This window comes from Enterobacter sp. LM3 (assembly GCF_046622475.1).
GTDB lineage: Bacteria > Pseudomonadota > Gammaproteobacteria > Enterobacterales > Enterobacteriaceae > Enterobacter > Enterobacter cloacae_P.
In genome coordinates this window covers 33,686-57,576 of sequence record NZ_JBJURN010000021.1, presented here as the reverse complement: position 1 = coordinate 57,576, position 23,891 = coordinate 33,686, and the positions used below count along the sequence as shown (strand labels likewise).

General features: G+C 53.4%; 21 protein-coding genes. 8 read left to right on the top strand and 13 right to left on the bottom strand.

Going from position 1 to position 23,891, the window contains the following annotated elements; genetic code table 11:
• Window positions 1-32 precede the first annotated feature (32 nt).
• The 6 genes from ACJ9N4_RS18540 to zapE form a co-directional block, all read right to left on the bottom strand.
• Complete coding sequence (locus ACJ9N4_RS18540) at window positions 33-4,889, bottom strand: autotransporter outer membrane beta-barrel domain-containing protein (protein ID WP_411500702.1); 4,857 nt, start codon at window positions 4,887-4,889, stop codon at window positions 33-35.
• A 582-nt stretch (window positions 4,890-5,471) separates the two neighbouring features.
• Complete coding sequence (gene sspB, locus ACJ9N4_RS18535; protein ID WP_182272811.1) at window positions 5,472-5,963, bottom strand: ClpXP protease specificity-enhancing factor; 492 nt, start codon at window positions 5,961-5,963, stop codon at window positions 5,472-5,474.
• Window positions 5,964-5,968: 5 nt separating this feature from the next.
• Window positions 5,969-6,607: a stringent starvation protein SspA gene (gene sspA, locus ACJ9N4_RS18530; protein WP_003860438.1), complete on the bottom strand. Its 639-nt coding sequence runs from the start codon at window positions 6,605-6,607 to the stop codon at window positions 5,969-5,971.
• 310 nt (window positions 6,608-6,917) lie between these two features.
• A complete protein-coding gene (gene rpsI, locus ACJ9N4_RS18525; protein ID WP_000829818.1) occupies window positions 6,918-7,310 on the bottom strand; it encodes a 30S ribosomal protein S9 in 393 nt (130 codons plus the stop codon).
• A 15-nt stretch (window positions 7,311-7,325) separates the two neighbouring features.
• The gene (rplM, locus tag ACJ9N4_RS18520; protein WP_131635278.1) at window positions 7,326-7,754 is read right to left on the bottom strand and encodes a 50S ribosomal protein L13; all 429 of its coding nucleotides are present in this window, start codon (window positions 7,752-7,754) and stop codon (window positions 7,326-7,328) included.
• 293 nt (window positions 7,755-8,047) lie between these two features.
• Window positions 8,048-9,172: a cell division protein ZapE gene (gene zapE, locus ACJ9N4_RS18515; RefSeq protein ID WP_182272812.1), complete on the bottom strand. Its 1,125-nt coding sequence runs from the start codon at window positions 9,170-9,172 to the stop codon at window positions 8,048-8,050.
• A gap of 189 nt (window positions 9,173-9,361) precedes the next feature.
• On the opposite strand from zapE, the gene zapG reads away from it, so the two are divergent.
• From zapG to degS, 3 genes are all read left to right on the top strand, one after another.
• Entirely contained in the window at window positions 9,362-9,760 is a 399-nt protein-coding gene (gene zapG, locus ACJ9N4_RS18510) for a Z-ring associated protein ZapG (RefSeq protein ID WP_006178827.1), read from the top strand.
• Window positions 9,761-9,931: 171 nt separating this feature from the next.
• Window positions 9,932-11,299 carry a serine endoprotease DegQ gene (gene degQ, locus ACJ9N4_RS18505; RefSeq protein ID WP_182272813.1) on the top strand — a complete coding sequence of 456 codons (1,368 nt, stop codon included), beginning with the start codon at window positions 9,932-9,934 and terminating at the stop codon, window positions 11,297-11,299.
• A 91-nt stretch (window positions 11,300-11,390) separates the two neighbouring features.
• The gene (degS, locus tag ACJ9N4_RS18500; protein ID WP_182919023.1) at window positions 11,391-12,458 is read left to right on the top strand and encodes an outer membrane-stress sensor serine endopeptidase DegS; all 1,068 of its coding nucleotides are present in this window, start codon (window positions 11,391-11,393) and stop codon (window positions 12,456-12,458) included.
• An 85-nt stretch (window positions 12,459-12,543) separates the two neighbouring features.
• Here degS and mdh read toward each other — a convergent pair whose 3' ends face one another.
• Entirely contained in the window at window positions 12,544-13,482 is a 939-nt protein-coding gene (gene mdh / locus ACJ9N4_RS18495; RefSeq protein ID WP_182272815.1) for a malate dehydrogenase, read from the bottom strand.
• Between the two features lie 397 nt (window positions 13,483-13,879).
• On the opposite strand from mdh, the gene argR reads away from it, so the two are divergent.
• The 3 genes from argR to yhcN (ACJ9N4_RS18480) all read left to right on the top strand — a co-directional run bounded on the left by argR (window position 13,880) and on the right by yhcN (ACJ9N4_RS18480) (window position 15,365).
• Window positions 13,880-14,350, top strand: a complete 471-nt coding sequence (argR, locus tag ACJ9N4_RS18490) for a transcriptional regulator ArgR (protein WP_182919024.1) — start codon at window positions 13,880-13,882, stop codon at window positions 14,348-14,350.
• Between the two features lie 376 nt (window positions 14,351-14,726).
• Window positions 14,727-14,990: a peroxide/acid stress response protein YhcN gene (gene yhcN, locus ACJ9N4_RS18485; protein ID WP_182272817.1), complete on the top strand. Its 264-nt coding sequence runs from the start codon at window positions 14,727-14,729 to the stop codon at window positions 14,988-14,990.
• 108 nt (window positions 14,991-15,098) lie between these two features.
• Window positions 15,099-15,365 (top strand): peroxide/acid stress response protein YhcN, encoded by a 267-nt coding sequence (yhcN, locus tag ACJ9N4_RS18480; RefSeq protein ID WP_182272818.1) that lies wholly within the window; start codon window positions 15,099-15,101, stop codon window positions 15,363-15,365.
• 69 nt (window positions 15,366-15,434) lie between these two features.
• Here yhcN (ACJ9N4_RS18480) and ACJ9N4_RS18475 read toward each other — a convergent pair whose 3' ends face one another.
• The 5 genes from ACJ9N4_RS18475 to aaeX form a co-directional block, all read right to left on the bottom strand.
• Window positions 15,435-15,707, bottom strand: coding sequence for a barstar family protein (locus ACJ9N4_RS18475; protein ID WP_182272819.1), 273 nt, complete (start codon window positions 15,705-15,707; stop codon window positions 15,435-15,437).
• Between the two features lie 45 nt (window positions 15,708-15,752).
• Window positions 15,753-17,207 (bottom strand): NAD-dependent succinate-semialdehyde dehydrogenase, encoded by a 1,455-nt coding sequence (locus tag ACJ9N4_RS18470; RefSeq protein WP_182272820.1) that lies wholly within the window; start codon window positions 17,205-17,207, stop codon window positions 15,753-15,755.
• 87 nt (window positions 17,208-17,294) lie between these two features.
• Window positions 17,295-19,262, bottom strand: coding sequence for a p-hydroxybenzoic acid efflux pump subunit AaeB (aaeB, locus tag ACJ9N4_RS18465; RefSeq protein ID WP_182272821.1), 1,968 nt, complete (start codon window positions 19,260-19,262; stop codon window positions 17,295-17,297).
• A 5-nt stretch (window positions 19,263-19,267) separates the two neighbouring features.
• On the bottom strand, window positions 19,268-20,200 hold the full coding sequence (gene aaeA / locus ACJ9N4_RS18460) for a p-hydroxybenzoic acid efflux pump subunit AaeA (protein ID WP_182919025.1): 933 nt from the start codon (window positions 20,198-20,200) through the stop codon (window positions 19,268-19,270).
• A 7-nt stretch (window positions 20,201-20,207) separates the two neighbouring features.
• Window positions 20,208-20,411, bottom strand: a complete 204-nt coding sequence (gene aaeX / locus ACJ9N4_RS18455) for a p-hydroxybenzoic acid efflux pump operon protein AaeX (RefSeq protein WP_000051841.1) — start codon at window positions 20,409-20,411, stop codon at window positions 20,208-20,210.
• 179 nt (window positions 20,412-20,590) lie between these two features.
• Here aaeX and aaeR point away from each other — a divergent pair, with 179 nt between their 5' ends.
• Both aaeR and ACJ9N4_RS18445 read left to right on the top strand, forming a co-directional pair.
• Window positions 20,591-21,517: an HTH-type transcriptional activator AaeR gene (gene aaeR / locus ACJ9N4_RS18450; protein WP_182272823.1), complete on the top strand. Its 927-nt coding sequence runs from the start codon at window positions 20,591-20,593 to the stop codon at window positions 21,515-21,517.
• Window positions 21,518-21,736: 219 nt separating this feature from the next.
• Window positions 21,737-22,351, top strand: a complete 615-nt coding sequence (locus ACJ9N4_RS18445) for a YagU family protein (protein ID WP_182919026.1) — start codon at window positions 21,737-21,739, stop codon at window positions 22,349-22,351.
• Between the two features lie 50 nt (window positions 22,352-22,401).
• Here the strand turns inward: ACJ9N4_RS18445 and tldD are convergent, their stop codons facing one another.
• Window positions 22,402-23,847, bottom strand: coding sequence for a metalloprotease TldD (gene tldD / locus ACJ9N4_RS18440; protein WP_182919027.1), 1,446 nt, complete (start codon window positions 23,845-23,847; stop codon window positions 22,402-22,404).
• Between the last annotated feature and the right edge of the window lie 44 nt (window positions 23,848-23,891).

The following is a 23,891-nucleotide window of genomic DNA, read 5'->3' as shown; positions in this document are numbered from 1 at the left end:
TCCCACCGGCGACCTGTATTACACGACTTGCGTTACCAGTTATAGCGCACGTTTAGACTGCCGTTTAGATCGCTGTAGTCATTATTCCCTTTCTGACCCATCACCTGCCCTGTCACGCTCCACTGGCTGTTCAGGTTGGCTTTAATGCCCACTTTCAGCTCAGCGCGGTTAGCTGGAATATCCTGATCCACGCTCATGTCGTTGAACGACACGCTGGTGTCATCGCTGGTGTACAACCAGTTGGCTTCCATAAATGGCTGAATGACTGACCCTTTACTGTTGTGCAGTTTACCGTCGACACGCAGGCCGAGGCGCGTGTTCCAGCTGTTGCTGTCCTGGTCGTCGATGCGCGTACCGCTGTGGTCAGTGAGGCTGTCGGCGCTGTAATGTTGCCACGTTGCCTGTGCTTGTGGCGTCAGGCTGACGGTGTTGCCGTTTTGTAGCGCGGTATCGTAGCGGTAGCCGGTTTCCAGCGAGATGGCACTGGCGCTGGAGTCGTAATCCTCCGAACCAATACCGTCGTTATCAACACTGTTGTTGTAGAAGCCGTACTGATACCAGCTATCCACATACATCCCGCTATGATTTTTCGCATCCGCAAACCAGGTGGCATAAACACCCAGGTTATAGCCATCGGTATGGCCTTTAGCGGAGAACTGGCTGCCGTCCGCGCCTTTGTTACCGGTGCTGTCGGTGTCGGCGTTGACATAGCTGCCCATCCCCCCAACGGCCAGGCTCTGCTCACCGTTGCGCCAGGTCAGGACGTCACCGCCAAGCTGGAACTGGGAGTAGTTATTGTTGATATCAACATTACCGTCCGCCGCCTGCGAGTCCGAGGTACCGGCCTTAAAGCGCATCCAGACGCTACCGTCTTCGTTGTGGTACTGGCTGCCTTCGCGGTCGTAGAGCGTCTGCATTTGCAGGTTACGCACCATCCACTGGTTGCCAAGGTAAGCACCAATGTCGGCACGGTACTGTGGCGTGACGTCGCCACCATCACCACCGTCATCCGATGGGGTCGGTGTTAACGTTGTCGAGTTCAGATACCAGTTACCGTCGTCATGCTGGTACAGGCGGTATTCATACGCACTCATCATCACGCGCCCCTGCATCTGGAAACTGGCGTCATTGCCGCTGCCGCCAACGCTGGTACCGCCAACGTCAATCACTTCAATGCCGTTAGTGGTCGCCATACCCGTGTCACCGGAATTGGTGGGGGTAAATGTCACCGCCGTGGTACCGGAAACATCGCCGGAAATCACGAGTTTGTCCGTCGTAGAATTGTCATCACCCATATAGGTGTTCATGTACAGGCTACCGCCGGTACTCCTGTAGTCGCCGTTGATGGTCAGGGTGTGCCCCGTTTCACCGTTCTGGCTCATGGCGATGCTGCCACTGTTATTGACGTTACCGTTGACCGTGCCCGTGCCACCGAACGTCGCGCCGGAGGCAACATTCACGTTCTGGGTGCTGCTCGTCGCACCAATCACGCCGGTATCGGTAAGCCACAACGTGCCGTCATTGACATGGGTATCGCCGTTATAGGTGTTTTCCGCACTCAGAACGAGGGTGCCCTTGCCTGCTTTGGTCAGGGTTTTGCCGTCCCAGTTTGCATTACCCGTCTGGTCAGACAGTACGCTGGTCACTTCAAAGGTTTTGCCGGCATCCAGGGTAAAAGTGCCGTGCGCCGGGGTCGCCGAGGTGGTGGTCGCATTCCAGCTTAACGCTTGCGTCAGCAGGTATTGCGAATCATCGTCAGGGTTAATCATGCCACTGACGGTCAGGTAATCCGGTGAGTTCGTAAGATCCATCGACAGGCTGGTAAAGTCGCCGCCGATCGCGTTGTCCATATCCATCAGGGTGATGGTTTCCAGATGCGCATCGGAACTGATGTCCTTCATGCCAGCACCACCCACCTGTAGCGTGCCATCCAGTGTGGCGCTATCACCGATGATCAATGGCTGCTGTGCCGATGTGCTACCAAGCTCGACGTCCAGCGTACTGCCGCTCTGCTGTGTCAGCGTGCCGCTGCCAAGATCCAGCGAGGTGCCCGCCGCCAGCGTCGTCGTGGCACCGGTATCGGTGGTGATGCCGCCAGTGGCGTTGATCGTATCGCCCGCGTCCAGCACCAGACTGGCGTGGTTTGCCACCTCGCCCGTCCCCAACGCATTGACGCTGGCTGCCGTCAGCGTGCCGTCGTTGATGTCGGTACCGCCGCTATAGCTGTTATTGCCTGAGAGGATTAATTCTCCGCCGCCCTCTTTGGTGAGCGTTTTGCCATCCCAACCGGTGGTGCTGCTGGGGTCAAGTGAGCTGTCAACGTCTGCCAGGTCGGCGGCGACGTTAAAGCTGCCGTCCGGGTTGCTTAACGTAAAGGTACCGTTGGCATCGGTGGCCGCACCGTCACGATCGGCGTACCAGGAGAGGGAAGCCGCCAGCTGATACTGCGAGCTGTCGCTGGCATTGATGCGACCATCCACGGTCAGGAAGTCGACCTCTTTTGCGTCAATTCCGGCAATGGTCAGGTTATCGAAATCGCCGCTGATGGCGCTGTTAGCATCAATCAGGGTGAACGTATTCGGGTTATTTTGCAGCGGGTCAGTGACATTACCAATGCCGGTGATGTTCAGTGAGCCGTCCAGGTTAGCGCTGCCAGCGGTGATGATCGGGCTGCTGGCGCTGGCACCCAGGTCGATATTGAGCGTGCTACCGTCCTGCTGTGTGAACGCGCTGCTGCCAAGATCCAGCGTTGTCCCCGCTGCCAGCGTCGTCGTCGCACCGGTATAGGTGGTGATACCGCCAGTGACATTGACAGTATCGCCCGCGCCCAGCACCAGGGTAGCGTGGTTTGCCACCGCCCCCGTCCCCAGCGCATTGGCGCTGGCTGCCGTCAGCGTACCGCCATTGATTGTCGTGCCGCCGGTGTAGGTGTTATTGCCGGAGAGGGTCAGCGCGCCGTCGCCCTCTTTGGTCAGGGTTTTACCGTCCCAGTTTGCGTTACCCGTCTGGTTAGCCAGCGTCCCCGTGACCGTAAAGGTGTCGCCCGCATCCAGCGTGAAGTTGCCGGAGGCCCCGGAGGCGCTATGCGTACCGTCTGCATACCATGTCAGGCCCATGTTCAGCGTATATTGGGTGTTGTCAGTGGGGTTGATACCTGTGCTGTAGGTGAGATAGTCCGGCGTGGTTGCCGCGGCGTCGATTGTGACGCTATCAAAATCACCGACAATCGCATTCTGCGCGTCGATAATAATCGCCATCGCACCCAGTTCGGTATCAGAGGTGTAGGTCTGCGGTGACGGGGTCGAATGGATATACAGCGTGCCGTCAAGCGCGGCATCTTTGGTGGTGATCAGCGGAGTGGTGGCATCTGTCTGGGCGATGTTGAGCACACTGGTGCTTTGCAACGTCAAACCGTTGGTGATGGCCAGCGTATTGCCACCCATAGTAATGGTGCCAGCGTTATCCAGCGAGCCGAGAGTGTCGGCGATGGTGTCGTCAGCCATGGTCCACGTACTGCTGTCATCAAGCGAGAGGCGACTGCCCGACGCCGTGACGCTGCCGTTTTTTATCGTGGAACCGTTGAAGTCCAGGGTGGATGCCGTTTTGCCTGCGACAATGTTGCCATCAAATGTAGAGTCGGAAGCATTGATAGCCACGTCACTGTCCAGTTGAAGGGCGGTCGGCGCGGTAAACGTACTGTTGCCGTCTATTATGATGGCGTCGTTATTGGTCAGGGTGGCACCGCTGACAACATGCAGCGCTGCGGCGGCACTGGAGTTGACCGTCGCACCATGGACTTTCAGTGTGTTATTTTGCCCGGTGACCTGGATTGCATCATTATCGGCAGTGATGTTCGACGTGGCGGAACCGGTAATGTTAGCCGTTGATCCCTTAACAACAATGCCAATGCCGTTAGATGTTACGGTGGTGCCCGTAAGCGTTAGCGTCGAGCCGCTGTACGCCTGAATCGCCGAACCATAGCCACTGTTCATGGGATCGGCGACATAGTCGTTCGTTACGCTGGAATCGGTAATATTGACCGTACTCGCGCCAGCAAATATGGTGGGACTGTCGGTGGCTGCGGAAGCGGTGGTGACTGTGCTGCCGGACATATCCAGAGTGGCTCCCTGGCTCACGCTTATCTGATTCGCCCCCAGCTGGAGGTTGCTACCGTTCTCTATAATCAGGTGACTACCCTCCTGCACATAGATAGATTGTGCGTTGGGCATGTACCCGGAGTAGGTGCCTGCTGTTGCTGTCACGTCGACGCTGTCCAGCGTCAGCTTTGACTGATTCTGCAGCCCAATCAATAGATAGTCGCCGTTACCAGACACTTCGCCACCATGAAGTTCTGCCTGACCGCCCATTTCCAGGTTGAGCGCTGAAGTATATTCCCCGTCAGCCTCCACGGTGGCGTCGTAAAGAGTAAGCTGGGCACCGTTATTCACTTCAATTGCGGGTGAAACTGCGTGACCACCAGAATCCGGCAGGTAATTACCACCACCGTGTGTTGTAATGGTAATAGCACTCCCTTCTTCGTTACTGGCGGAAACGCCGAGGCCCGAAACATACAGCGCGCTGCCGTGATCCTTTGATGAGTAGTCAATGGTGGTGCTGGTGATGGCGTTCTCGCCCACGGAGGTATACTCTTCCGTATTCCCGGCCATGGCAAACGGGCTGGAAACACCGAGCGCGGCGATCAGCGCCTGAGCCAGCAAAGTGCGTTTTGCTTTCAGCGCCGGCTGTGCTTCAGGTTGTGTATCCGGGGAGGTTTTTATATTGTTGACGCCTGCCTGCGTTTTAAGTTTACTGTCGCCACACGCCAGCTCTGAAGTAACAACGTACATATTCCGCACGGCACTCCAGACAATACTGTAGATTTTATTCATATGTTACATCCATTAACATTGATATTAACTGCAGGATGATGATTCACCTTGCAATGATAATTAATAGCTCATCAGACCGACGAGGATTGAATACTGAAAGCGTTATAGGTTACGGTAAAAAAATAGCTATATTAGCCTGCTGACGTTACCCGCTATAGTTCACGGTTCACACCGAACCGATCGTTGCCGGTGCCACTGGCAAGCGGTTTGATGCCAGTTGCCCTCTCGTCGTAACTGTCTACACGAGCCGTGGTTTCGTTTGCATATATCCCCTGGCTCACGGATGATGATTATCCCTTGGTGAGCCCGCTGCCAGTATAATCGGGAAATAATATCTATTATTGAGAAATAAGAGCATAATAACGATTTTCAGAATTTATAAAGATGACCGGAATAGAAAACTTATCAATGTTATTTTCAAAACAAAAAATAAAACAGAATAAAACAAAGCAAAATGCATTCACCAAATAAATGGTTTTATCTAAATAATAGCAATGTTACCTCTGTTACAACGTTTATGCCGTTTGGGGGATTTTGGAATGCCACCCATAAAAAAGGCCCTTTCGGGCCTTTTTAAGTAATCTATTTCACCACTCGCAACGCGGGGCGTCCACCACGAGGTGGCGACGGAGGCGTATCATCGCCATCATCGCCATCGTCACTTCCCGGCTTATTGCCATCAATGACAGACATCACGGGTTCACCTTCAGCGCTGTCGTCATTCAGGCTGGCAACATCCTCGTCGTATGCCGCTTCCGGCTCGAACATGGTACCTGCGCCGTTTTCACGTGCGTAAATAGCCAGCACAGCAGCCAGCGGGACAGAAACCTGGCGTGGCACGCCGCCAAAGCGTGCATTAAAGCGCACTTCGTCATTTGCCAGCTCCAGGTTACCCACCGCACGTGGCGCAATGTTCAGCACGATCTGTCCGTCACGCGCGTATTCCATTGGAACCTGCACGCCCGGCAACGTCACATCCACCACCAGGTGCGGCGTGAGCTGGTTATCCAGCAGCCATTCATAGAAGGCGCGCAGCAGATACGGACGGCGTGGAGAAAGTTGTGACATTTCCACAGTCATTAGCCTCGGCCGAGACGCATTTCACGTTCCGGTTCAGTTAAAGATGCCAGGAAAGAGTCGCGTTCAAATACGCGAGTCATATAGCCTTTCAGCTCTTTCGCACCCGGGCCGCTGAACTCAACGCCCAGCGTTGGCAGACGCCACAGCAGAGGAGCCAGGTAGCAATCCACCAGGCTGAACTCATCGCTCAGGAAGAAAGGCTTCTGACCAAACACGGGCGCAATCGCCAGCAGCTCTTCACGCAGTTGTTTACGTGCAGCATCCGCTTCAGAGGAGGAACCGTTGACGATAACGTTCATCAGCGAGTACCAGTCTTTCTCGATACGTTGCATGTACAGGCGGCTTTCACCACGCGCAACCGGGTAAACAGGCATCAGTGGCGGATGCGGGAAACGCTCATCAAGATATTCCATAATGATGCGGGATTCCCACAGGGTCAGCTCACGATCTACCAGCGTCGGTACGCTTTGGCTCGGGTTGAGATCGATCAGATCCTGAGGTGGGTTATCCTTTTCCACATGCTCGATCTCAAAACTGACACCCTTCTCGGCCAGCACGATACGAACCTGATGGCTATAAATGTCAGTAGGACCAGAAAACAGCGTCATTACCGAACGTTTGTTGGCAGCGACAGCCATGAAAACCTCCAGGTATATTCAGAATTTTTACTGCTACCAGCCCCAACAGGGCCAGCCAGATGTTGTATCGCCCATCCCAGGGAAAACACATTGTTCAAGAATCGAACAAAAATCGAGTATTCACCGATATTTGGGCAGAAAATTGGATGATAGTTTACCAGATTTTATGACCTTTGTGGTGAGGGGATTCTGGAAATACGGAAAAAGAGGAGATATATGCATTGATTTTGTGGATAACCTAAGCATTATCCATAAAAAAACCCGCCGAAGCGGGTTTTTCGCCAATCGTTCTGCGTAAGCAGAAAGCAGATTAACGTTTGGAGAACTGTGGACGACGACGTGCTTTACGCAGACCCACTTTCTTACGTTCAACCTGACGAGCGTCACGAGTAACGAAGCCAGCTTTACGCAGTTCAGAACGCAGGGATTCGTCGTACTCCATCAGAGCGCGGGTGATACCGTGACGGATCGCACCTGCCTGACCGGAGATACCACCACCTTTAACGGTGATGTACAGATCCAGTTTTTCTACCATGTCAACCAGTTCCAGCGGCTGGCGAACTACCATGCGGGCAGTTTCGCGACCGAAGTATTGTTCCAGAGAACGCTGGTTGATTACGATTTTACCGTTGCCCGGTTTGATAAACACGCGAGCGGCGGAGCTTTTGCGGCGACCAGTGCCGTAGTATTGATTTTCAGCCATTGCCTATAATCCCGATTAGATGTCAAGAACTTGCGGTTGCTGTGCCGCGTGGTTGTGCTCGTTGCCTGCATAAACTTTCAGTTTACGGAACATAGCACGACCCAGTGGGCCCTTTGGCAGCATGCCTTTAACCGCGATTTCAATCACACGCTCAGGACGGCGAGCAATCATCTCTTCAAAGGTCGCTTCTTTGATACCACCGATGTGGCCGGTGTGGTGGTAATACATTTTGTCTTCGCGCTTGTTGCCGGTTACAGCAACTTTTTCTGCGTTCAGAACGATGATGTAATCACCGGTATCAACGTGCGGAGTATATTCCGCTTTATGCTTACCGCGCAGGCGACGAGCCAGTTCGGAAGCCAGACGGCCCAGAGTTTTACCGGTCGCGTCAACAACATACCAGTCGCGCTGTACGGTTTCTGGTTTAGCTGTAAAAGTTTTCATTAAAAGCTTACCCAAATAATAAGTTACACGTTGGTGAACACCCAAACGTTTAGTCAGTTGAGGTTCACACGACAAAGTCCGGCAAACCTACCCCTTCGAATAGCTAATGCCGACACATAGAAAGTTTCGGGAAAAAAACCTTCTCGTAACGTGGGGTCGCAAGATTATAGAGAAGTTGAGGTCAAAGATCGACCCCTAAATGTGATTCAAAACGGGTTTTTCGGGGGGTGGATGTTGTGCGCTCTGGTGCTCTCACCCCCGGCTCCTCTCCCACCGGGAGAGGGAAACATGGATTACGGCATATGCTCCAGCTTCAGGTATTCCTCGCTCTGCATCTCCTGCAGGCGCGACAGGCAGCGCTGGAATTCAAATTTCAACCGCTCGCCCTGATATACCTCATATAAAGGAACCTCTGCACTCACCACCAGCTTGACGTGACGTTCGTAAAACTCATCCACCAGTGCAATGAAGCGCCGCGCTTCATTCTCCATCAACGGCGTCATTACCGGGACATCCAGCAGCATCACGGTGTGGAACAGGCGCGAAAGCGCAATGTAATCGTGTTGGCTGCGGGCATCCACACAAAGCGTCGCAAAAGAGACCGCCAGGGTTTGGTTCTCTACCCCCTGCGTTTGCAGCGGACGATGGTTAATCTCCAGCGCAGGGGCGTTATCACGTGCCGCTCCCGCCAGTGCCAGCCACAGTTTATTCATCTGACTGGTGGTTTCATCGTTTAAAGGGGAAAGCCACAGATGCGCCTGCGTCAGCGTGCGCAGGCGGTAATCCACTCCGGCATCGACGTTCATGATATCGCAATGCTGCTTAATGGCATCAATGGCAGGCAGGAAACGCGCCCGCTGCAGGCCGTTGCGGTATAGCTCATCCGGCGGGATATTCGAGGTGGCAACCAGCGTAATCCCGCGCGCAAACAGCGCTTTCATCAGGCCACCTAACAACATGGCGTCGGTGATATCAGAAACAAAAAATTCGTCAAAGCAGAGCACATCCGTTTCAGCCTTGAAGCGATCGGCAATAATCTCCAGTGGGTCACTTTTGCCCTGCAGCGCCGTCAGCTCTTCGTGAACCCGCAGCATAAAACGGTGAAAGTGCAGACGTTGTTTACGCCCCCCCGGCAGGCTCTGGTAGAACATATCCATCAGCCAGGTTTTACCGCGCCCGACGCCTCCCCACATATATAAGCCGCGCACCGGGGCGTTAGCCTGCGGCTCTTTTTTCCCAAGAAACCGACCGAATGCCGCCTTCAGCCCGCCGTGTTGTACGATTTCAGCGGGTTTGGCCGTGAGCTCCTGATAGATCACATCCAGACGGTTGACCGCTTCACGCTGAACATCGTCCGGCTGATGTGAGCCCTCATTCAGGGCATGAAGGTAACGCGATGAGGGGGACAGACTTTGCATAATCTTGTTGTTATTCCTTCGGTTAAACCTCACCAGCAGGCATGGCTGATGAAAAAAAGGCCGTTCTACACTACGCGATGATACGTCAGGATTCCACTTCTGCAGAAATAGCGGTTATAGTGGCGTTATCAGGCACAGGCAGGAGCCGAGCCAACACCCTACGGAACCACAAGACAACGGGAGAAGTTCATGACCTGGGAATATGCGCTAATCGGTTTAGTCGTCGGCATCATTATCGGTGCTGTGGCCATGCGTTTCGGTAATCGCAAATTGCGTCAACAACAGTCACTGCAGTACGAACTGGAAAAGAACAAAGCTGAACTGGAAGAGTATCGCGAAGAGCTGGTCAGCCACTTTGCCCGTAGCGCCGAGCTGCTGGATAACATGGCAACCGACTATCGTCAGCTGTATCAACATATGGCGAAAAGCTCCAGCAGCCTGCTGCCAGAGATGACGGCGGAGACGAACCCGTTCCGCAACCGTCTGGCTGACTCTGAAGCTGGTAACGACCAGGCACCGGTTCAGATGCCACGCGATTATTCTGATGGCGCGTCCGGCCTGCTGCGCGGTGGCGCAAAACGCGATTAATCGCACAACCTGAATTTATTTTACGGGCGCAGCGATTGCGCCCGTCCTTTCTCCCTGACCCCAGCTATTATTTAGTCAATTACCTCATTGTTCAGCGGTTTAAAATTCAATAACATCAGGATGTTTTTGGGGCCGTTCTTCTTTCATTCCAGGATACGAGAGTCAGCGTCGATGAACAAAAAAAACCAGCTGTTGAGCGCTTTAGCGTTAAGTGTCGGGTTATCTCTCTCGGCATCCTTCCCTGCTTCGGCCACGCTGCCTGCGCAGGTTCCGGGACAAACTGCCATTCCCAGCCTCGCGCCGATGCTGGAAAAAGTGCTACCTGCGGTAGTCAGCGTGCGAGTCGAAGGAACAGCGCGGCAAAACCAGCGCGTACCTGAAGAACTGAAGAAGTATTTCGGTGATGAGTCTCCCGACCAGTCAGCCCAGCCTTTTGAAGGTCTTGGCTCTGGGGTCATCATTGATGCGGCTAAAGGCTATATTCTGACCAATAACCACGTTATCAGCCAGGCGGATAAAATCAGCGTTCAGCTGAATGACGGGCGAGAATTTGACGCCAAACTGATCGGCGGCGATGACCAGAGCGACATTGCGCTATTGCAGATGCAAAACCCGGGTAACCTGACACAAATTACGATAGCGGACTCCGATAAGCTGCGTGTTGGTGATTTTGCCGTCGCCGTCGGTAACCCGTTCGGTTTAGGACAAACCGTCACTTCGGGTATCGTTTCCGCGCTGGGACGTAGCGGACTGAATCTGGAAGGGCTGGAAAACTTTATTCAGACCGATGCCTCGATTAACCGCGGCAACTCCGGCGGAGCACTGCTTAACCTCAACGGTGAGTTGATTGGCATCAACACCGCCATCCTTGCGCCGGGCGGCGGCAGCATCGGGATTGGTTTCGCCATTCCCAGCAATATGGCCAAAACCCTGTCACAACAGCTGATTCAGTTTGGCGAAGTCAAACGCGGTTTGCTGGGCATTAAGGGGATGGAGATGAGCGCGGATATCGCTAAAGCGTTCAACATCAACGTTCAGCGCGGGGCATTTGTCAGTGAAGTGCTGCCAAACTCCGGCTCGGCAAAAGCAGGCGTGAAATCCGGGGATGTGATCGTCAGCCTCAATGATAAACCGCTGAACAGTTTCGCTGAGCTGCGTTCGCGCATTGCAACGACTGAACCCGGTGCCAAAGTGAAGTTAGGTCTGATTCGTGATGGCAAGCCGCTGGACGTTGAAGTGACGCTGGATAAGAGTACGTCCTCTTCCGCCAGTGCTGAGCTTATCGCCCCGGCACTGCAAGGGGCAACGCTAAGCGACGGGCAGCTTAAAGACGGCACAAAAGGCATTACCGTTGATACCGTCGAGAAGAGCAGCCCAGCCGCACAGGCGGGGTTGCACCAGGATGATGTCATCATCGGTGTAAACCGCAACCGCGTGCAATCTATCGCGGAGATGCGCAAGGTGCTGGAGAGTAAGCCAGCGGTCATTGCCCTGCAGATTATGCGTGGCAATGAGTCTATCTATATTCTGTTGCGCTAATCATGTGTGATTCCGGGCATCTGGCCTCGTGTGATGTCCGGATAACTCATGTTATGCTGCAAATCGTTCCTTTTTTAACGACACGCGCATCATGCTTTTAAAGCTCTTTCGTTCCATTGCCATCGGTTTGATCGTTGCTGGCCTGCTGTTAGTGGCTATGCCGTCTTTACGTCAGTTCAACAAGCTGACGGCCCCCCAGTTTGACAGTACGGATGAAACACCGGCCACCTACAACCAGGCCGTTCGCCGTGCGGCACCTGCCGTGGTTAACGTCTATAACCGTGGCCTTAACAGCTCAAGCCATAATCAGCTGGAGATCCGCACGCTCGGTTCCGGTGTGATTATGGACGAGCGTGGTTACATCATTACCAACAAACACGTGATCAACGATGCCGACCAGATTATCGTCGCATTGCAGGATGGCCGCGTGTTTGAGGCTCTGCTCGTCGGCTCTGACAGCCTGACCGACCTGGCGGTACTGAAAATCAACGCCACGGGTGGCCTGCCGGTCATCCCGATTAACCGCAAACGTACGCCGCACATTGGCGACGTAGTGCTGGCGATTGGTAACCCGTACAACCTGGGTCAGACCATCACTCAGGGGATTATCAGCGCCACCGGTCGAATTGGCCTGAACCCCTCCGGGCGGCAGAACTTCCTGCAGACCGATGCGTCAATCAACCACGGTAACTCTGGCGGCGCGCTGGTCAACTCGCTGGGCGAGCTGATGGGCATCAACACCCTCTCGTTCGATAAGAGTAACGATGGCGAGACGCCGGAAGGTATCGGCTTTGCCATTCCGTTCCAGCTGGCCACCAAAATTATGGATAAGCTCATCCGCGATGGTCGGGTGATCCGCGGCTACATCGGTATTGGTGGGCGTGAGATTGCGCCAATGCACTCGCAAGGTGGCGGTATCGATCAGATCCAGGGCATTGTGGTCAACGAAGTCTCCCCTGGCGGTCCGGCGGCTAACGCAGGTATTCAGGTCAATGACGTCATTATATCGGTGAATGGCAGTCCGGCGGTATCGGCGCTGGAGACGATGGATCAGGTCGCAGAAATACGTCCTGGCTCTATCATTCCGGTCGAAGTCATGCGCAACGATAAGAAGCTGACGATTCAGGTAACGATTCAGGAATACCCGGCCACCAACTGACAGACATAAAAAAACGGAGCACCTGGCTCCGTTTTTTTTGCCGGGTAGCGCGAACGCTTACCCGGCCTGTAAGGGAAAGTCCGTTTTACTTGTTAACGAACTCTTCACCCAGAGTGATATCTTTCTTCAGCGTGTCCAGCATGCCTGTCATCGCGTTTTGTTCGAACGCGCTCAGCTTGCCAATTGACTGATGTTCTTCGATACCGTTTTTACCCAGCAGCAGTGGCTGAGAGAAGAAGCGTGCGTGTGCGCCGTCACCTTCAACATAAGCACATTCAACAACACCTTTCTCACCCTGCAGGGCGCGAACCAGTGACAGGCCGAAACGTGCAGCCGCCTGGCCCATAGACAGAGTTGCAGAACCGCCACCCGCCTTCGCTTCCACCACTTCGGTGCCCGCGTTCTGGATACGTTTGGTCAGGTCAGCCACTTCCTGCTCGGTGAAGCTTACGCCAGGGATCTGCGACAGCAGAGGCAGAATAGTCACACCAGAGTGACCACCGATAACCGGTACTTCAACGTCGGTTGGCTGCTTGCCTTTCAGCTCAGCCACGAAGGTGTTGGAACGGATGATGTCCAGCGTGGTCACGCCAAACAGTTTGTTCTTGTCGTAAACACCGGCTTTCTTCAGCACTTCTGCCGCGATAGCAACGGTGGTGTTCACTGGGTTAGTAATGATACCGATACAGGCTTTCGGGCAGATTTCAGCGATCTGCTGTACCAGGTTTTTCACGATACCCGCATTGACGTTGAACAGGTCAGAGCGATCCATACCGGGCTTACGTGCCACACCCGCGGAGATCAGCACAACATCAGCACCCTGCAGCGCAGGACGTGCATCTTCACCGGAAAAGCCTTTGATTTTCACAGCTGTCGGGATGTGGCTCAGGTCAACCGCCACACCTGGGGTTACCGGAGCAATATCGTACAGGGAGAGTTCTGAGCCTGAAGGCAGTTGGGTTTTCAGTAGTAGGGCAAGCGCCTGGCCGATACCACCAGCAGCGCCGAGGACTGCGACTTTCATCCTAAACTCCTTATTATGGTTAACTTAAGTATCTGTAACTCCGTTGCGGCGACCATAATTCAGCAGGTAAATAATTACAATTTTCGTAGCTAAAGAATTTGAGGTCACTCGACTTTCTCTATCGTCAGAATGCTATCTGACAACAGACGGCAACGATTTAAGAGGTGGTTACAATACACCCTGCCCCGCCACCAAAACAACATCAATTTGATAACATTTAATTTACTTTTAAGCTTATTTGCGTGGCGTGACCCAGGCATGTTTTCTGATAACGAAATCTGATAAAATCACTCCCTTTCATAACATTATTTCAGCCTGGGTTCAGGCAGATTGTTTGCATAAAAATTCATCCACATGCATAATAATGTTGTTTATACCGTTATATTCCGGGTGACTTATGCGAAGCTCGTCTAAGCAAGAAGAATTAGTAAAGGCGTTTAAAGCGCTACTCAAAGAAGAGAAATTCAGTTCTCAGGGAGAAATTGTTCAGGCGTTGCAGGAACAAGGCTTCGATAATATCAATCAGTCGAAAGTCTCCCGTATGCTGACCAAATTTGGCGCGGTGCGTACGCGTAATGCCAAAATGGAAATGGTCTATTGTCTGCCTGCCGAACTTGGCGTGCCGACAACCTCCAGCCCACTGAAGAATCTGGTTCTGGATATCGACTATAACGATGCCGTTGTCGTGATCCACACCAGCCCGGGTGCCGCACAGCTGATTGCCCGCCTGCTGGACTCCTTAGGTAAAGCAGAAGGTATCCTCGGCACCATCGCCGGTGACGACACCATCTTTACCACTCCGGCAAATAATTTCTCCGTCAAAGATCTCTACGAAGCGATTCTGGTTCTGTTCGAACAGGAACTGTAATCCTCTCTCCCCGTAGCACGGCTGCGGGGATTGTTCTGCTCCCGCTGCGTTTCCCCCTGTTTTCTCCCCTCCCTGCTTTGCCAAATAGTGCTTTTTACCACCCACCAACATTCACGCAGTGAATATCACCTCAATAAATCGCACAAAAAATCAAAAGCCAGTATCCCTCTGATTTAGTTAGACATAGCAAGAAGATGTGACGAAAAAATGACCATCACTATGCATTTTGGTTATAAAAATCACGTTTATTAACTCTTAATAACCATTGAAACAATTAGTCTGGTATTAATTTTTATCGTTATTAGTGTATACTTGATTTTGTGATGAGGGTCACGAAAAAAAGACCCCAGTAAAAAATTCGACGAGGTAAAGAATCATGAAAATCAAAACTACTGTAGCGATGCTGAGCGTCCTGTCTGTTCTGTCATTCGGTGCTTTTGCGGCTGACTCCATCAACGCCGATCAGGCGCAATCCCGTCAGGCAATTGGCACAGTGTCTGTTGGTGCGGTCAGTGCGTCTCCGATGGACATGCATGACATGCTGAACAAAAAAGCGGAAGAACAGGGTGCGTCATCCTATCGCATCATTGAAGCGCGTACAGGCGACCACTGGCACGCAACCGCTGAGCTGTACAAATAAGTTTTAGTCATACCCGAAAACATCATTCTCCACTCAACGGCACCTGGCATAAAAATAGCAGTTCAACCCTTCTCGCCGTTGAGTACACCCTGCTCAGGAGTAAAGACTATGAAAACCCAATTAATCATCGCAACCCTCGGCCTGGCATCTGTACTTTCTTTCGGCGCGAGCGCAGCCGTTCACCAGGTCAATGCCGACCAGGCACAGACTCTACAGTCGATGGGGAGTATCTCTGTCACATCCGTAACCGGCTCTCCGATGGATATCCGTCAGGAGCTGGCAGCAAAAGCTGAAAAAGCGGGTGCCAGCAGCTATCGCGTCACCGAACTGAACCAGGGTGACCACTGGCATGCTACAGCGGAACTGTATAAATAAACCCTCGTCGTATCTCATCATACGACTTGCCCCTGACCAGAAGGTCAGGGGCTTTTTTTAACGCTTAAATCAGTGGCGCACGTTAAAACGTAACTGTCCTTCCAGCTCTTCTTCTGCTTCATCAAACAATAAAACCAGCGCGCCAAAACGTCTGCGCAGCTTATCAGGCAGATGGATAAACTCTATCTCCAGCGGTAACGGCAACTGGCTGTCGATGACCACTTCCCACAGCGTATCCAGATTCGTGACGCTTTCCTGTTCAAGGTCAAACACCTGGATAAATTCACGATAGAAGTCTTCCTGACTGTCAATCTCGTCAAAATCAAACGTATAGATTTTCATTACCAGCCACCCAGTCCAGGCGAGCGGCAAATGCCGCCCTGTCTATTATAATCCCCCGATATGCAGGGTTTTGACTTCCAGATACTCTTCCAGCCCCAACACAGACCCCTCACGCCCCAGACCTGACTCTTTTACGCCACCAAAAGGTCCCAGCTCTGTGGATACGGCACATTCGTTGATGCCAATCATCCCGCTTTCGATGGCCTGTGAGACGCGGAACACCCGCGACAGGTTCTGGGTATAGAAGTAAGCCGCCAGGCCATATGGTGTGTTATTGGCGCGCTGGATCACTTCATCTTCTGAGGTGAAACGGAAGCAGGCCGCGACAGGGCCAAACGTCTCTTCCCCTGCCAGCTTCATGCCTTCATGGCAGTCTCCGAGCACGGTTGGCATCCAGAAATTACCGCCAAGTGGGTGTGCCTTGCCGCCTGCCAGTACGGTCGCGCCGTTGGCAATCGCATCTTCAACGTGTTCCCGCACTTTGTTGACCGCCGAAGGTTCAATCAGCGGCCCGACGACGACCCCTTCTTCCAGACCATTTCCGACCTTCAGCGCGTTCACCGCATCAGCAAGCTGATTAACAAACTTGTCGTAAACGGTTTCCTGAATATAGAAGCGGTTAACGCTGACGCAGACCTGCCCGGCATTACGGAATTTGTTGGTAATCGCCCCTTTCACAGCTGCATCAATGTCCGCATCCTCAAAGACGATATAGGGAGCATTTCCTCCCAGCTCCATTGAGACTTTTTTCATTGTCTCTGCGGCGTTTCGCACCAGCGTTTTGCCCACAGAGGTCGACCCGGTAAACGTGATTTTACGCACGTCGTGGCTGGCCATGATCGCATCGCTGATTTCATGCGTGTTTCCCGCTACCGCGTTAAGCACGCCATCCGGCACACCCGCCTGTTTTGCCAGCGCGAGTAATGCAAAGGCGCTGAGCGGAGTGTTGTTTGCCGGTTTGATCACCCCCGTACACCCTGCTGCCAGCGCCGGGCCTAACTTGCGGGTAAGCATTGCCATCGGGAAGTTCCACGGCGTAATCGCCGCCACCACGCCGACAGGTTCGCGGGTTGCCAGAATGCGGGAGCCGGGTTTGACGGGTGGAATAATTTCACCATTCGCGCGTTTGGCCTGCTCGGCAAACCACTGGATAAAGCTGGCAGCATACTCGACTTCACCTTCTGCTTCTTTCAGGGGCTTACCCTGTTCGGTGGTCATTAACCGCCCGAGCCAGCTTTTATTCTCAATAATCAGTTCATACCAGCGATAGAGGATGGTTGAACGCTCTTTCGCGGTTCTGGCGCGCCATGAAGGGAAAGCTTTAGTTGCGGCGGCAATCGCCTCTTCGGTTTCGGTTTTACCGGCTTTCGCCACTTTTGCGATCACTTCACCGGTGGCCGGGTTGAGCACATCAAAGGTCGTGTCCAGCGTTTTCCAGATGCCGTTGACCAGATAGCCGGTCTGAAAAAGGATGTTGTCCTGAAGAGCCAGGGTAGTCATGTGTCCTCCCTTTCTGAATGTAAGAGCCTGCAGAACTAAGTATAGCTACAAAAAAACCGACGCTTTTGGCGTCGGTTTTTTCTTTAATCAGCTATCGGTCAGCGCATTTTCGTAACGGTGCAGCATAAACACCAGCCGCCCTACCGGCTCCGTCACCTGAGGTGGCGCTTCCCAGACCTTCAGTTTCTCCTGGTAGATATCCAGCTCTTCAAGCAGTTGCTTAAAGTAGCGACGGCGTTTGTCATCACTGGATGCGGAGAGCACGTGGTCGGCAGTGCGGCGCAGCTGACGGTGAAAGGCAGACAGATCGTCGTTGATCGGCACGGGGGCATTACGCAAGCGCTGATGTGCGATGATCATCGTTAACGCCAGGCGGAACTTGCCAATATCGTCCGGGAATTTATTCAACAATAAGAACAGTTGCTGATAAAGCGCGGGCAGGTGGTTCTCTTTTCGGCGCGCAGTGTTTGTCGTCAGAGACGATACGGCAGCCGACACGAACTGATTCAACAGCACACGGCCGGTTCGCGCCTGAGAGTTATCCCGCACCAGCAGGATCACCATCATTGCCAGAAAACACCCCACCAGCTGTCCTAGTGCACTGTCAAGGAACTGGCTGAAATGGAACGTCATCGGGTTATCCAGCACAATGATGTTGATGGTGCTTGCCAGCGCCCCCAGCGAGCCAATACGGCGTTTCTGAACCTCGATACCAATGAAGAACGCCAGCACCGCAAGGCTAATACAGAGCAACAACATGCTTTGCTGAGTCGACGGGATAATCACCAGGAAATAGAACGCACCTATCGGCAGCGCAGCGATTGTGCCGTACAGAAAGTCGATAGCAACCATACGCGGGTTGGGCAGACGCATTGCCAGCGACGTGACAACGGCAATCATCACCATAGCCCCACTACCGGACGTCCAGCCCGTCCACAGCCAGAACAACGTGCCGAGCATACAGGCAAGCGTGGTGCGCCAGAAATTGACCATTGCGTGGTGACGCTCGGCCGACTCTGCTTTGATCACCACTTCTCCCTGTAACACTTCCTCTTCAGCGGCACTGATTTTGGCATTGCCGATCACGCCACGTTTAAGCAACAGATAGCGCGTCGCCGCGCCGACCCAGGTGTAAATCGTCACCGGGGTGTCGCGCTCCCCGGTCCAGGCGATCACCCGTCGCATACGCTTGAGCTGTTTATGCACGTCCTGCACCGTCTCTACCGGCTCGGCAAACAGCTCACGGAAAGTATCGGTTATCGCTTCAGGGCGGGTGTTTTGAATCAGATACGTTTCACACGCCTGTGTAATCAGCGTTAAGGCGACGGTATTGATCGCTTTAAGGCGGCGGTTAGCACGCGCCCAGCGAGAGGACTCCATGTTCAGGTTACTGCGCATCCCATCCAGGGCCGTTGTGCGGCGCACCAGCCCACCCCAGGCTTTATCGACCTCAATTTTGTCACCATGCGCAATGCACAGCTGCATCAGTTGGTACTGGGAAACAATTAACGCATCCAGCTCGCGATCCACTTCCTGCTTGATGGAGCGCGGTGAGAAAAGCAGGTCAGCCACGATGGCGCAGACGATGCCAATGACAATTTCGCTACAACGCTCCACGGCAAACTGTGGCGCGAGCAGCGGGTTGGCCTGGATGGTAATGATGATAATCAGTGCGGTATAGCCGGAGAGCCCCCAGGCATAGGAGTTTTCCACTTTTACCAGGGAGGAGATCCAGGTGCAGAAGCCCGCCCAGATACAGCACACCATCAGCATCAACAGCGGCGTGCGGATCATCAGAATAATAATGGCGAGTGCCGCAATACAACCGATAAACGTCCCGACGATACGCAACATCCCACGGTAGCGAATCGCGCCGGAGTAGGGTTCTCCCCCCGCCGCAAATGCAGGGCCTGCCGCGACAATCGCTGCCGTCAGCACCGCCCAGCGTGGCGTTTCCAGCTGGAAGTGAAAGCCGACAAACAGCGCCAGCACGATGGCACACGCCAGCTTCACGGCGAAGCGGATGTGCTGGCTGGCGATGGAAAAGATACCCATAACGATTAACCAAACTCACGCAGGCGATGCGCTATTTTACGGAAGATGGAATCCTGGCTGGCATCGCGATCCTTTGCACCAGTAATGACCACAGTTGCCGTAGTACCCGCAGGCCACAGGTTGCCCTGCTGTTCATCCAGATGGATACGCACCGGCACACGCTGTGCCAGACGTACCCATTCCAGATTGGAATCTACCGTCGCCATCCCTTTCTTGTCGTTGGTACTGCTGGCGTTCGTGACACCGGCAGCAACGCTATCCACAGTACCTTTAAATACGCGGTTGCTGCCGAGCGGCGTGATCTCCGCGCGATAGCCCGGACGCACCCCTTCAAGCTTGGTTTCTTCCATATAGGCAAGCACGTAGAAGGAGTTCTGTTTCACCAGCGCCACGGCAGTCGAGCCGCGGGTAATAAATTCACCGGTATAGACGTTGAGGTTGGTTATCCAGCCATCCGAAGGTGCGCGAATAACCGTACGCTCCAGATCCAGCCTTGCCAGATCGCGCATCGCTTCGGCTTTCGCTAACTGATGCAGTACGGTTTGCAGCACGTTGTTGGACTGATCAATCTCTTCGCGGGACATCGCCTGGACACCCAGCTGGTTGCGACGACCGGCCTCACGACGTTTTTCAGCGGCCAGCGCCTGGTAATAGGCCACGTCTGCTTCTGATTCTTCCAGCGCTTTCTGATAACGAGGCTGGTCGATAGTGAACAGCACCTGGTCTTTTTTCACCAGCTGGTTGTCGTGTACGTTCACCGCGGTGATAAGCCCGGCCACATCAGGGGCAATCGCCACCACATCGGCGCTGAAACGCGCATCGCGCGTCCACGGTGATTCGGTGTAATAAACCCAGGCGCGAAAGATAGCGATGAACGCGAGGGTAACCAATGCCATTGTGATGGCGGTACGGGAGATTTTTCTTGTTAGCGTTTTCACATCAACCTCAGACAAACAGGCGCGATATCAGGTAAAACAGGCAGCAATACAGCGCGGTATTGAACAATGCAGGATGCCAGACGAAATCGTAGATCCCGGTAGGGACCAGCACCCTGCGCACCAGCCAGAAAATCGCCAGTGATAAAAGAAGCTCAAAGAATATCGGTGGGAACGACAAACCGAACACCACGATAACGGGAAACAGACTCATGTTGACCTTGATAAGAGAGAGTGCAGGCGACAGATTTTTTTAGCGCACGCCACCGCAGAAGAGCAAGAAACGCCGGGCGAGAGTGGCGCAGTCGTTATGTAATTAATAATATATTAACGTAACTGTTATGCTGTTATCTATAATATGTGATCTAAATCACTTTTAAGCCAGAGTGAATAATGGAACGTTTAAAACGCATGTCGGTCTTTGCCAAAGTGGTTGAACTTGGCTCTTTTACCGCCGCAGCACGGCAACTTCAGATGAGCGTCTCTTCCATCAGCCAGACGGTGTCAAAACTGGAAGATGAGCTTCAGGTCAAGCTGCTCAACCGCAGTACCCGCAGCATTGGACTGACGGAGGCGGGTAAAATTTACTATCAGGGCTGTCGCCGCATGCTGCATGAAGTGCAGGATGTTCACGAGCAGCTCTACGCCTTTAACAACACGCCTATCGGCACCCTGCGCATTGGTTGTTCTTCAACTATGGCACAAAATGTTCTCGCTGCCATGACCGCAGAAATGCTTAAAGAGTATCCGGGGTTAACCGTCAATCTGGTGACGGGCATTCCGGCCCCGGATCTGATTGCCGATGGTCTGGATGTGGTGATCCGCGTAGGCGCATTGCAGGACTCCAGCCTCTTCTCTCGTCGGCTGGGCAGTATGCCAATGGTGGTTTGCGCCTCGAAAAGCTATCTGGCGCAGTACGGCATACCAGAAAAACCCGCCGACCTCAGTAACCACTCCTGGCTGGGATACAGCGTGCGTCCGGATAATGAATTTGAGCTGATTGCTCCGGAAGGACTTTCTACCAGACTGCTCCCTGAAGGCCGGTTCGTGACCAACGATCCAATGACCCTCTCCCGCTGGCTGGTTGCCGGTGCCGGGATCGCCTACGTACCGTTGATGTGGGTGATCAACGAGATCAACAGCGGTGAGCTGGAGATCCTGTTCCCGCGCTATCAGTCCGATCCGCGCCCGGTCTACGCTCTGTATACAGAGAAAGACAAGCTGCCGCTCAAAGTACAGGTCTGCATCAACTATCTGACTGAGTATTTTGTGAAAGTGGCGGAACTGTTCCAGGAAATGCGGGGGAGAAGGAAGGAGTAATTCAACAGCGCCTGAACGAATATCTGGCATGAATATTCTCTGAATGACTATAGCAGTCATTCAGGAATTCCCCTTCCCGACTATCAGGAATAGTTAATTGACACTTTTGCCACCCGTCATTTATCTTGTAGTCGTCTGAAATTCAGACTGTTATATTTTTGTTATACATATAAACAATAAAAATATATTTCTCAGGATCACTTTAAACAAGGAATAACAATGAATCTATTTGAAATGACACCGCCTTCACGGAGGCGCTACGGACTCGCCGCGTTCATTGGCCTGATTGCAGGGATTGTCTCCGCATTTGTAAAATGGGGGGCTGAAGTCCCGCTTCCACCACGTAGTCCCATCGATTTATTCACCGGTGCATGCGGGCCAGAACAACTAATAAGAGCAGCAGGTCAGATCGATTGCTCACGCAATTTTTTAAACCCACCATATGTATTTCTGCGCGACTGGCTGGGGATTATTGATCCTAACGCGGCCGTTTATACATTTGCCGGACATATATTTAACTGGGTTGGCGTGACGCATATTATTTTCTCAATCGTCTTTGCCGTAGGTTATTGCATAGTTGCAGAAGTCTTCCCGAAAATAAAACTCTGGCAAGGCCTGCTGGCCGGTGCATTAGCTCAGCTGTTTGTCCACATGATCTCATTCCCGCTGATGGGGCTTACCCCACCGCTCTTTGATCTTCCGTGGTACGAACACGTTTCAGAAATCGTAGGTCATCTGGTCTGGTTCTGGTCAATTGAAATTATTCGTCGTGATCTGCGCAACCGCATCACTCACGAGCCGGATCCTGAAATCCCGTTAGAGCATTTACGTTAAAAAAAAGGCGCTACTTTTTGAGTAGCGCCTTTTTTTCATACTGCTTCCGATCAGGCGGTACCGCCCACCGTCAGATTATCCACTTTCAGCGTTGGCTGACCGACGCCCACTGGCAGGCTCTGGCCCTCTTTACCGCAGACGCCCACACCGTTATCCAGCTTCAGGTCGTTACCGACCATAGAGATTTGCTGCATGGCTTCAATACCGGAGCCAATCAGGGTTGCGCCTTTTACCGCTTTGGTCACTTTACCCTTCTCAATCAGATAGGCCTCTGAAGTGGAGAAGACAAACTTACCGGAGGTGATATCCACCTGACCGCCGCCAAAGTTTGGCGCGAAGATACCGTAATCCACGGACTCGATAATCTCCTGCGGCGTGGATTTGCCCGGCAGCATGTAGGTGTTGGTCATACGCGGCATCGGCAGGTGCGCGTAAGATTCGCGACGACCGTTGCCCGTTGGCGCAACGCCCATCAGGCGTGCGTTGAGTTTGTCCTGCATGTAGCCTTTCAGCACACCGTTTTCGATCAGCACGTTGTACTGGCCAGGCGTACCTTCATCATCAATTGCCACAGAGCCACGACGGTCACGCATCGTACCGTCATCCACGATGGTACAGAGTTCAGAAGAGACAAGCTGACCCATCTGCCCGCTGAATACAGAAGTGCCGCGACGGTTAAAATCACCTTCCAGGCCATGCCCCACCGCTTCGTGCAGCAGCACCCCCGGCCAGCCCGCGCCCAGAACCACCGGCAATGTGCCCGCCGGAGCGGCGACCGCAGAGAGATTGACCAGCGCCATACGCACGGCCTCTTTCGCCCACGCGTCCGCGCGCACTTCACCGTCGACATCGCCCAGGAACCAGTCATAACCAAAACGACCGCCGCCGCCGCTTGAGCCGCGCTCACGCTTGCCGTCATCTTCCACCTGTACACTGATGGAAAGACGTACCAGCGGGCGCACATCTGCTGCCAGCGTACCGTCGGTTGCGGCTACCAGAATCAGTTCATATACACCGCTCAGGCTGGCAGACACTTCCTGCACGCGTTTATCCGTAGCGCGCGCGACGTTGTCCACGCGACGCAGGATATCCAGCTTCTCCTCGCGGCTCATGCTCTGCAGCGGGTCGATGCTGGTATAGAGTGCAGAGTGCTGCACTTCACCCAGCGTTTTCACGCGACCATCGCCGGTTTCACGCACGATGGTACGCGCGGCCTGCGCACTCTGCTCCAGTGCGTTCAGGCTAATCTGGTCGGCATAGGCAAAACCCGTTTTCTCGCCGCTGACGGCGCGCACGCCGACGCCCTGATCGATGTTATAAGAGCCATCTTTGATGATGCTGTCTTCTAAAACCCAGGATTCGTGATAGCTCGACTGGAAATAGAGATCGCCGTAGTCGAGACGGCGTTCGGTCAGTTGACCGAGAATGGAGAACAGGTTCTGATGGCTCAGGCCGTTCGCTGCGAGCAAATGTTCACTTACCAGGTTCAGACTCATCGTATTGCTACTCGTTCGTTGCCGCCCGGGGCGGTATAAAGATC

Excerpts from the sequence above, each read along its gene's own strand:
- mdh (WP_182272815.1), bottom strand. The coding sequence starts at position 13,482 with ATGAAAGTCGCAGTCCTCGGCGCTGCTGGTGGTATCGGCCAGGCGCTT.
- rplM (WP_131635278.1), bottom strand. The coding sequence starts at position 7,754 with ATGAAAACTTTTACAGCTAAACCAGAAACCGTACAGCGCGACTGGTAT.
- degS (WP_182919023.1), top strand. The coding sequence starts at position 11,391 with ATGCTTTTAAAGCTCTTTCGTTCCATTGCCATCGGTTTGATCGTTGCT.
- zapE (WP_182272812.1), bottom strand. The coding sequence starts at position 9,172 with ATGCAAAGTCTGTCCCCCTCATCGCGTTACCTTCATGCCCTGAATGAG.
- ACJ9N4_RS18470 (WP_182272820.1), bottom strand. The coding sequence starts at position 17,207 with ATGACTACCCTGGCTCTTCAGGACAACATCCTTTTTCAGACCGGCTAT.
- ACJ9N4_RS18445 (WP_182919026.1), top strand. The coding sequence starts at position 21,737 with ATGAATCTATTTGAAATGACACCGCCTTCACGGAGGCGCTACGGACTC.
- yhcN (WP_182272817.1), top strand. The coding sequence starts at position 14,727 with ATGAAAATCAAAACTACTGTAGCGATGCTGAGCGTCCTGTCTGTTCTG.
- ACJ9N4_RS18540 (WP_411500702.1), bottom strand. The coding sequence starts at position 4,889 with ATGAATAAAATCTACAGTATTGTCTGGAGTGCCGTGCGGAATATGTAC.
- aaeB (WP_182272821.1), bottom strand. The coding sequence starts at position 19,262 with ATGGGTATCTTTTCCATCGCCAGCCAGCACATCCGCTTCGCCGTGAAG.
- zapG (WP_006178827.1), top strand. The coding sequence starts at position 9,362 with ATGACCTGGGAATATGCGCTAATCGGTTTAGTCGTCGGCATCATTATC.
- rpsI (WP_000829818.1), bottom strand. The coding sequence starts at position 7,310 with ATGGCTGAAAATCAATACTACGGCACTGGTCGCCGCAAAAGCTCCGCC.
- aaeR (WP_182272823.1), top strand. The coding sequence starts at position 20,591 with ATGGAACGTTTAAAACGCATGTCGGTCTTTGCCAAAGTGGTTGAACTT.
- sspA (WP_003860438.1), bottom strand. The coding sequence starts at position 6,607 with ATGGCTGTCGCTGCCAACAAACGTTCGGTAATGACGCTGTTTTCTGGT.
- argR (WP_182919024.1), top strand. The coding sequence starts at position 13,880 with ATGCGAAGCTCGTCTAAGCAAGAAGAATTAGTAAAGGCGTTTAAAGCG.
- aaeX (WP_000051841.1), bottom strand. The coding sequence starts at position 20,411 with ATGAGTCTGTTTCCCGTTATCGTGGTGTTCGGTTTGTCGTTCCCACCG.
- tldD (WP_182919027.1), bottom strand. The coding sequence starts at position 23,847 with ATGAGTCTGAACCTGGTAAGTGAACATTTGCTCGCAGCGAACGGCCTG.
- degQ (WP_182272813.1), top strand. The coding sequence starts at position 9,932 with ATGAACAAAAAAAACCAGCTGTTGAGCGCTTTAGCGTTAAGTGTCGGG.
- yhcN (WP_182272818.1), top strand. The coding sequence starts at position 15,099 with ATGAAAACCCAATTAATCATCGCAACCCTCGGCCTGGCATCTGTACTT.
- ACJ9N4_RS18475 (WP_182272819.1), bottom strand. The coding sequence starts at position 15,707 with ATGAAAATCTATACGTTTGATTTTGACGAGATTGACAGTCAGGAAGAC.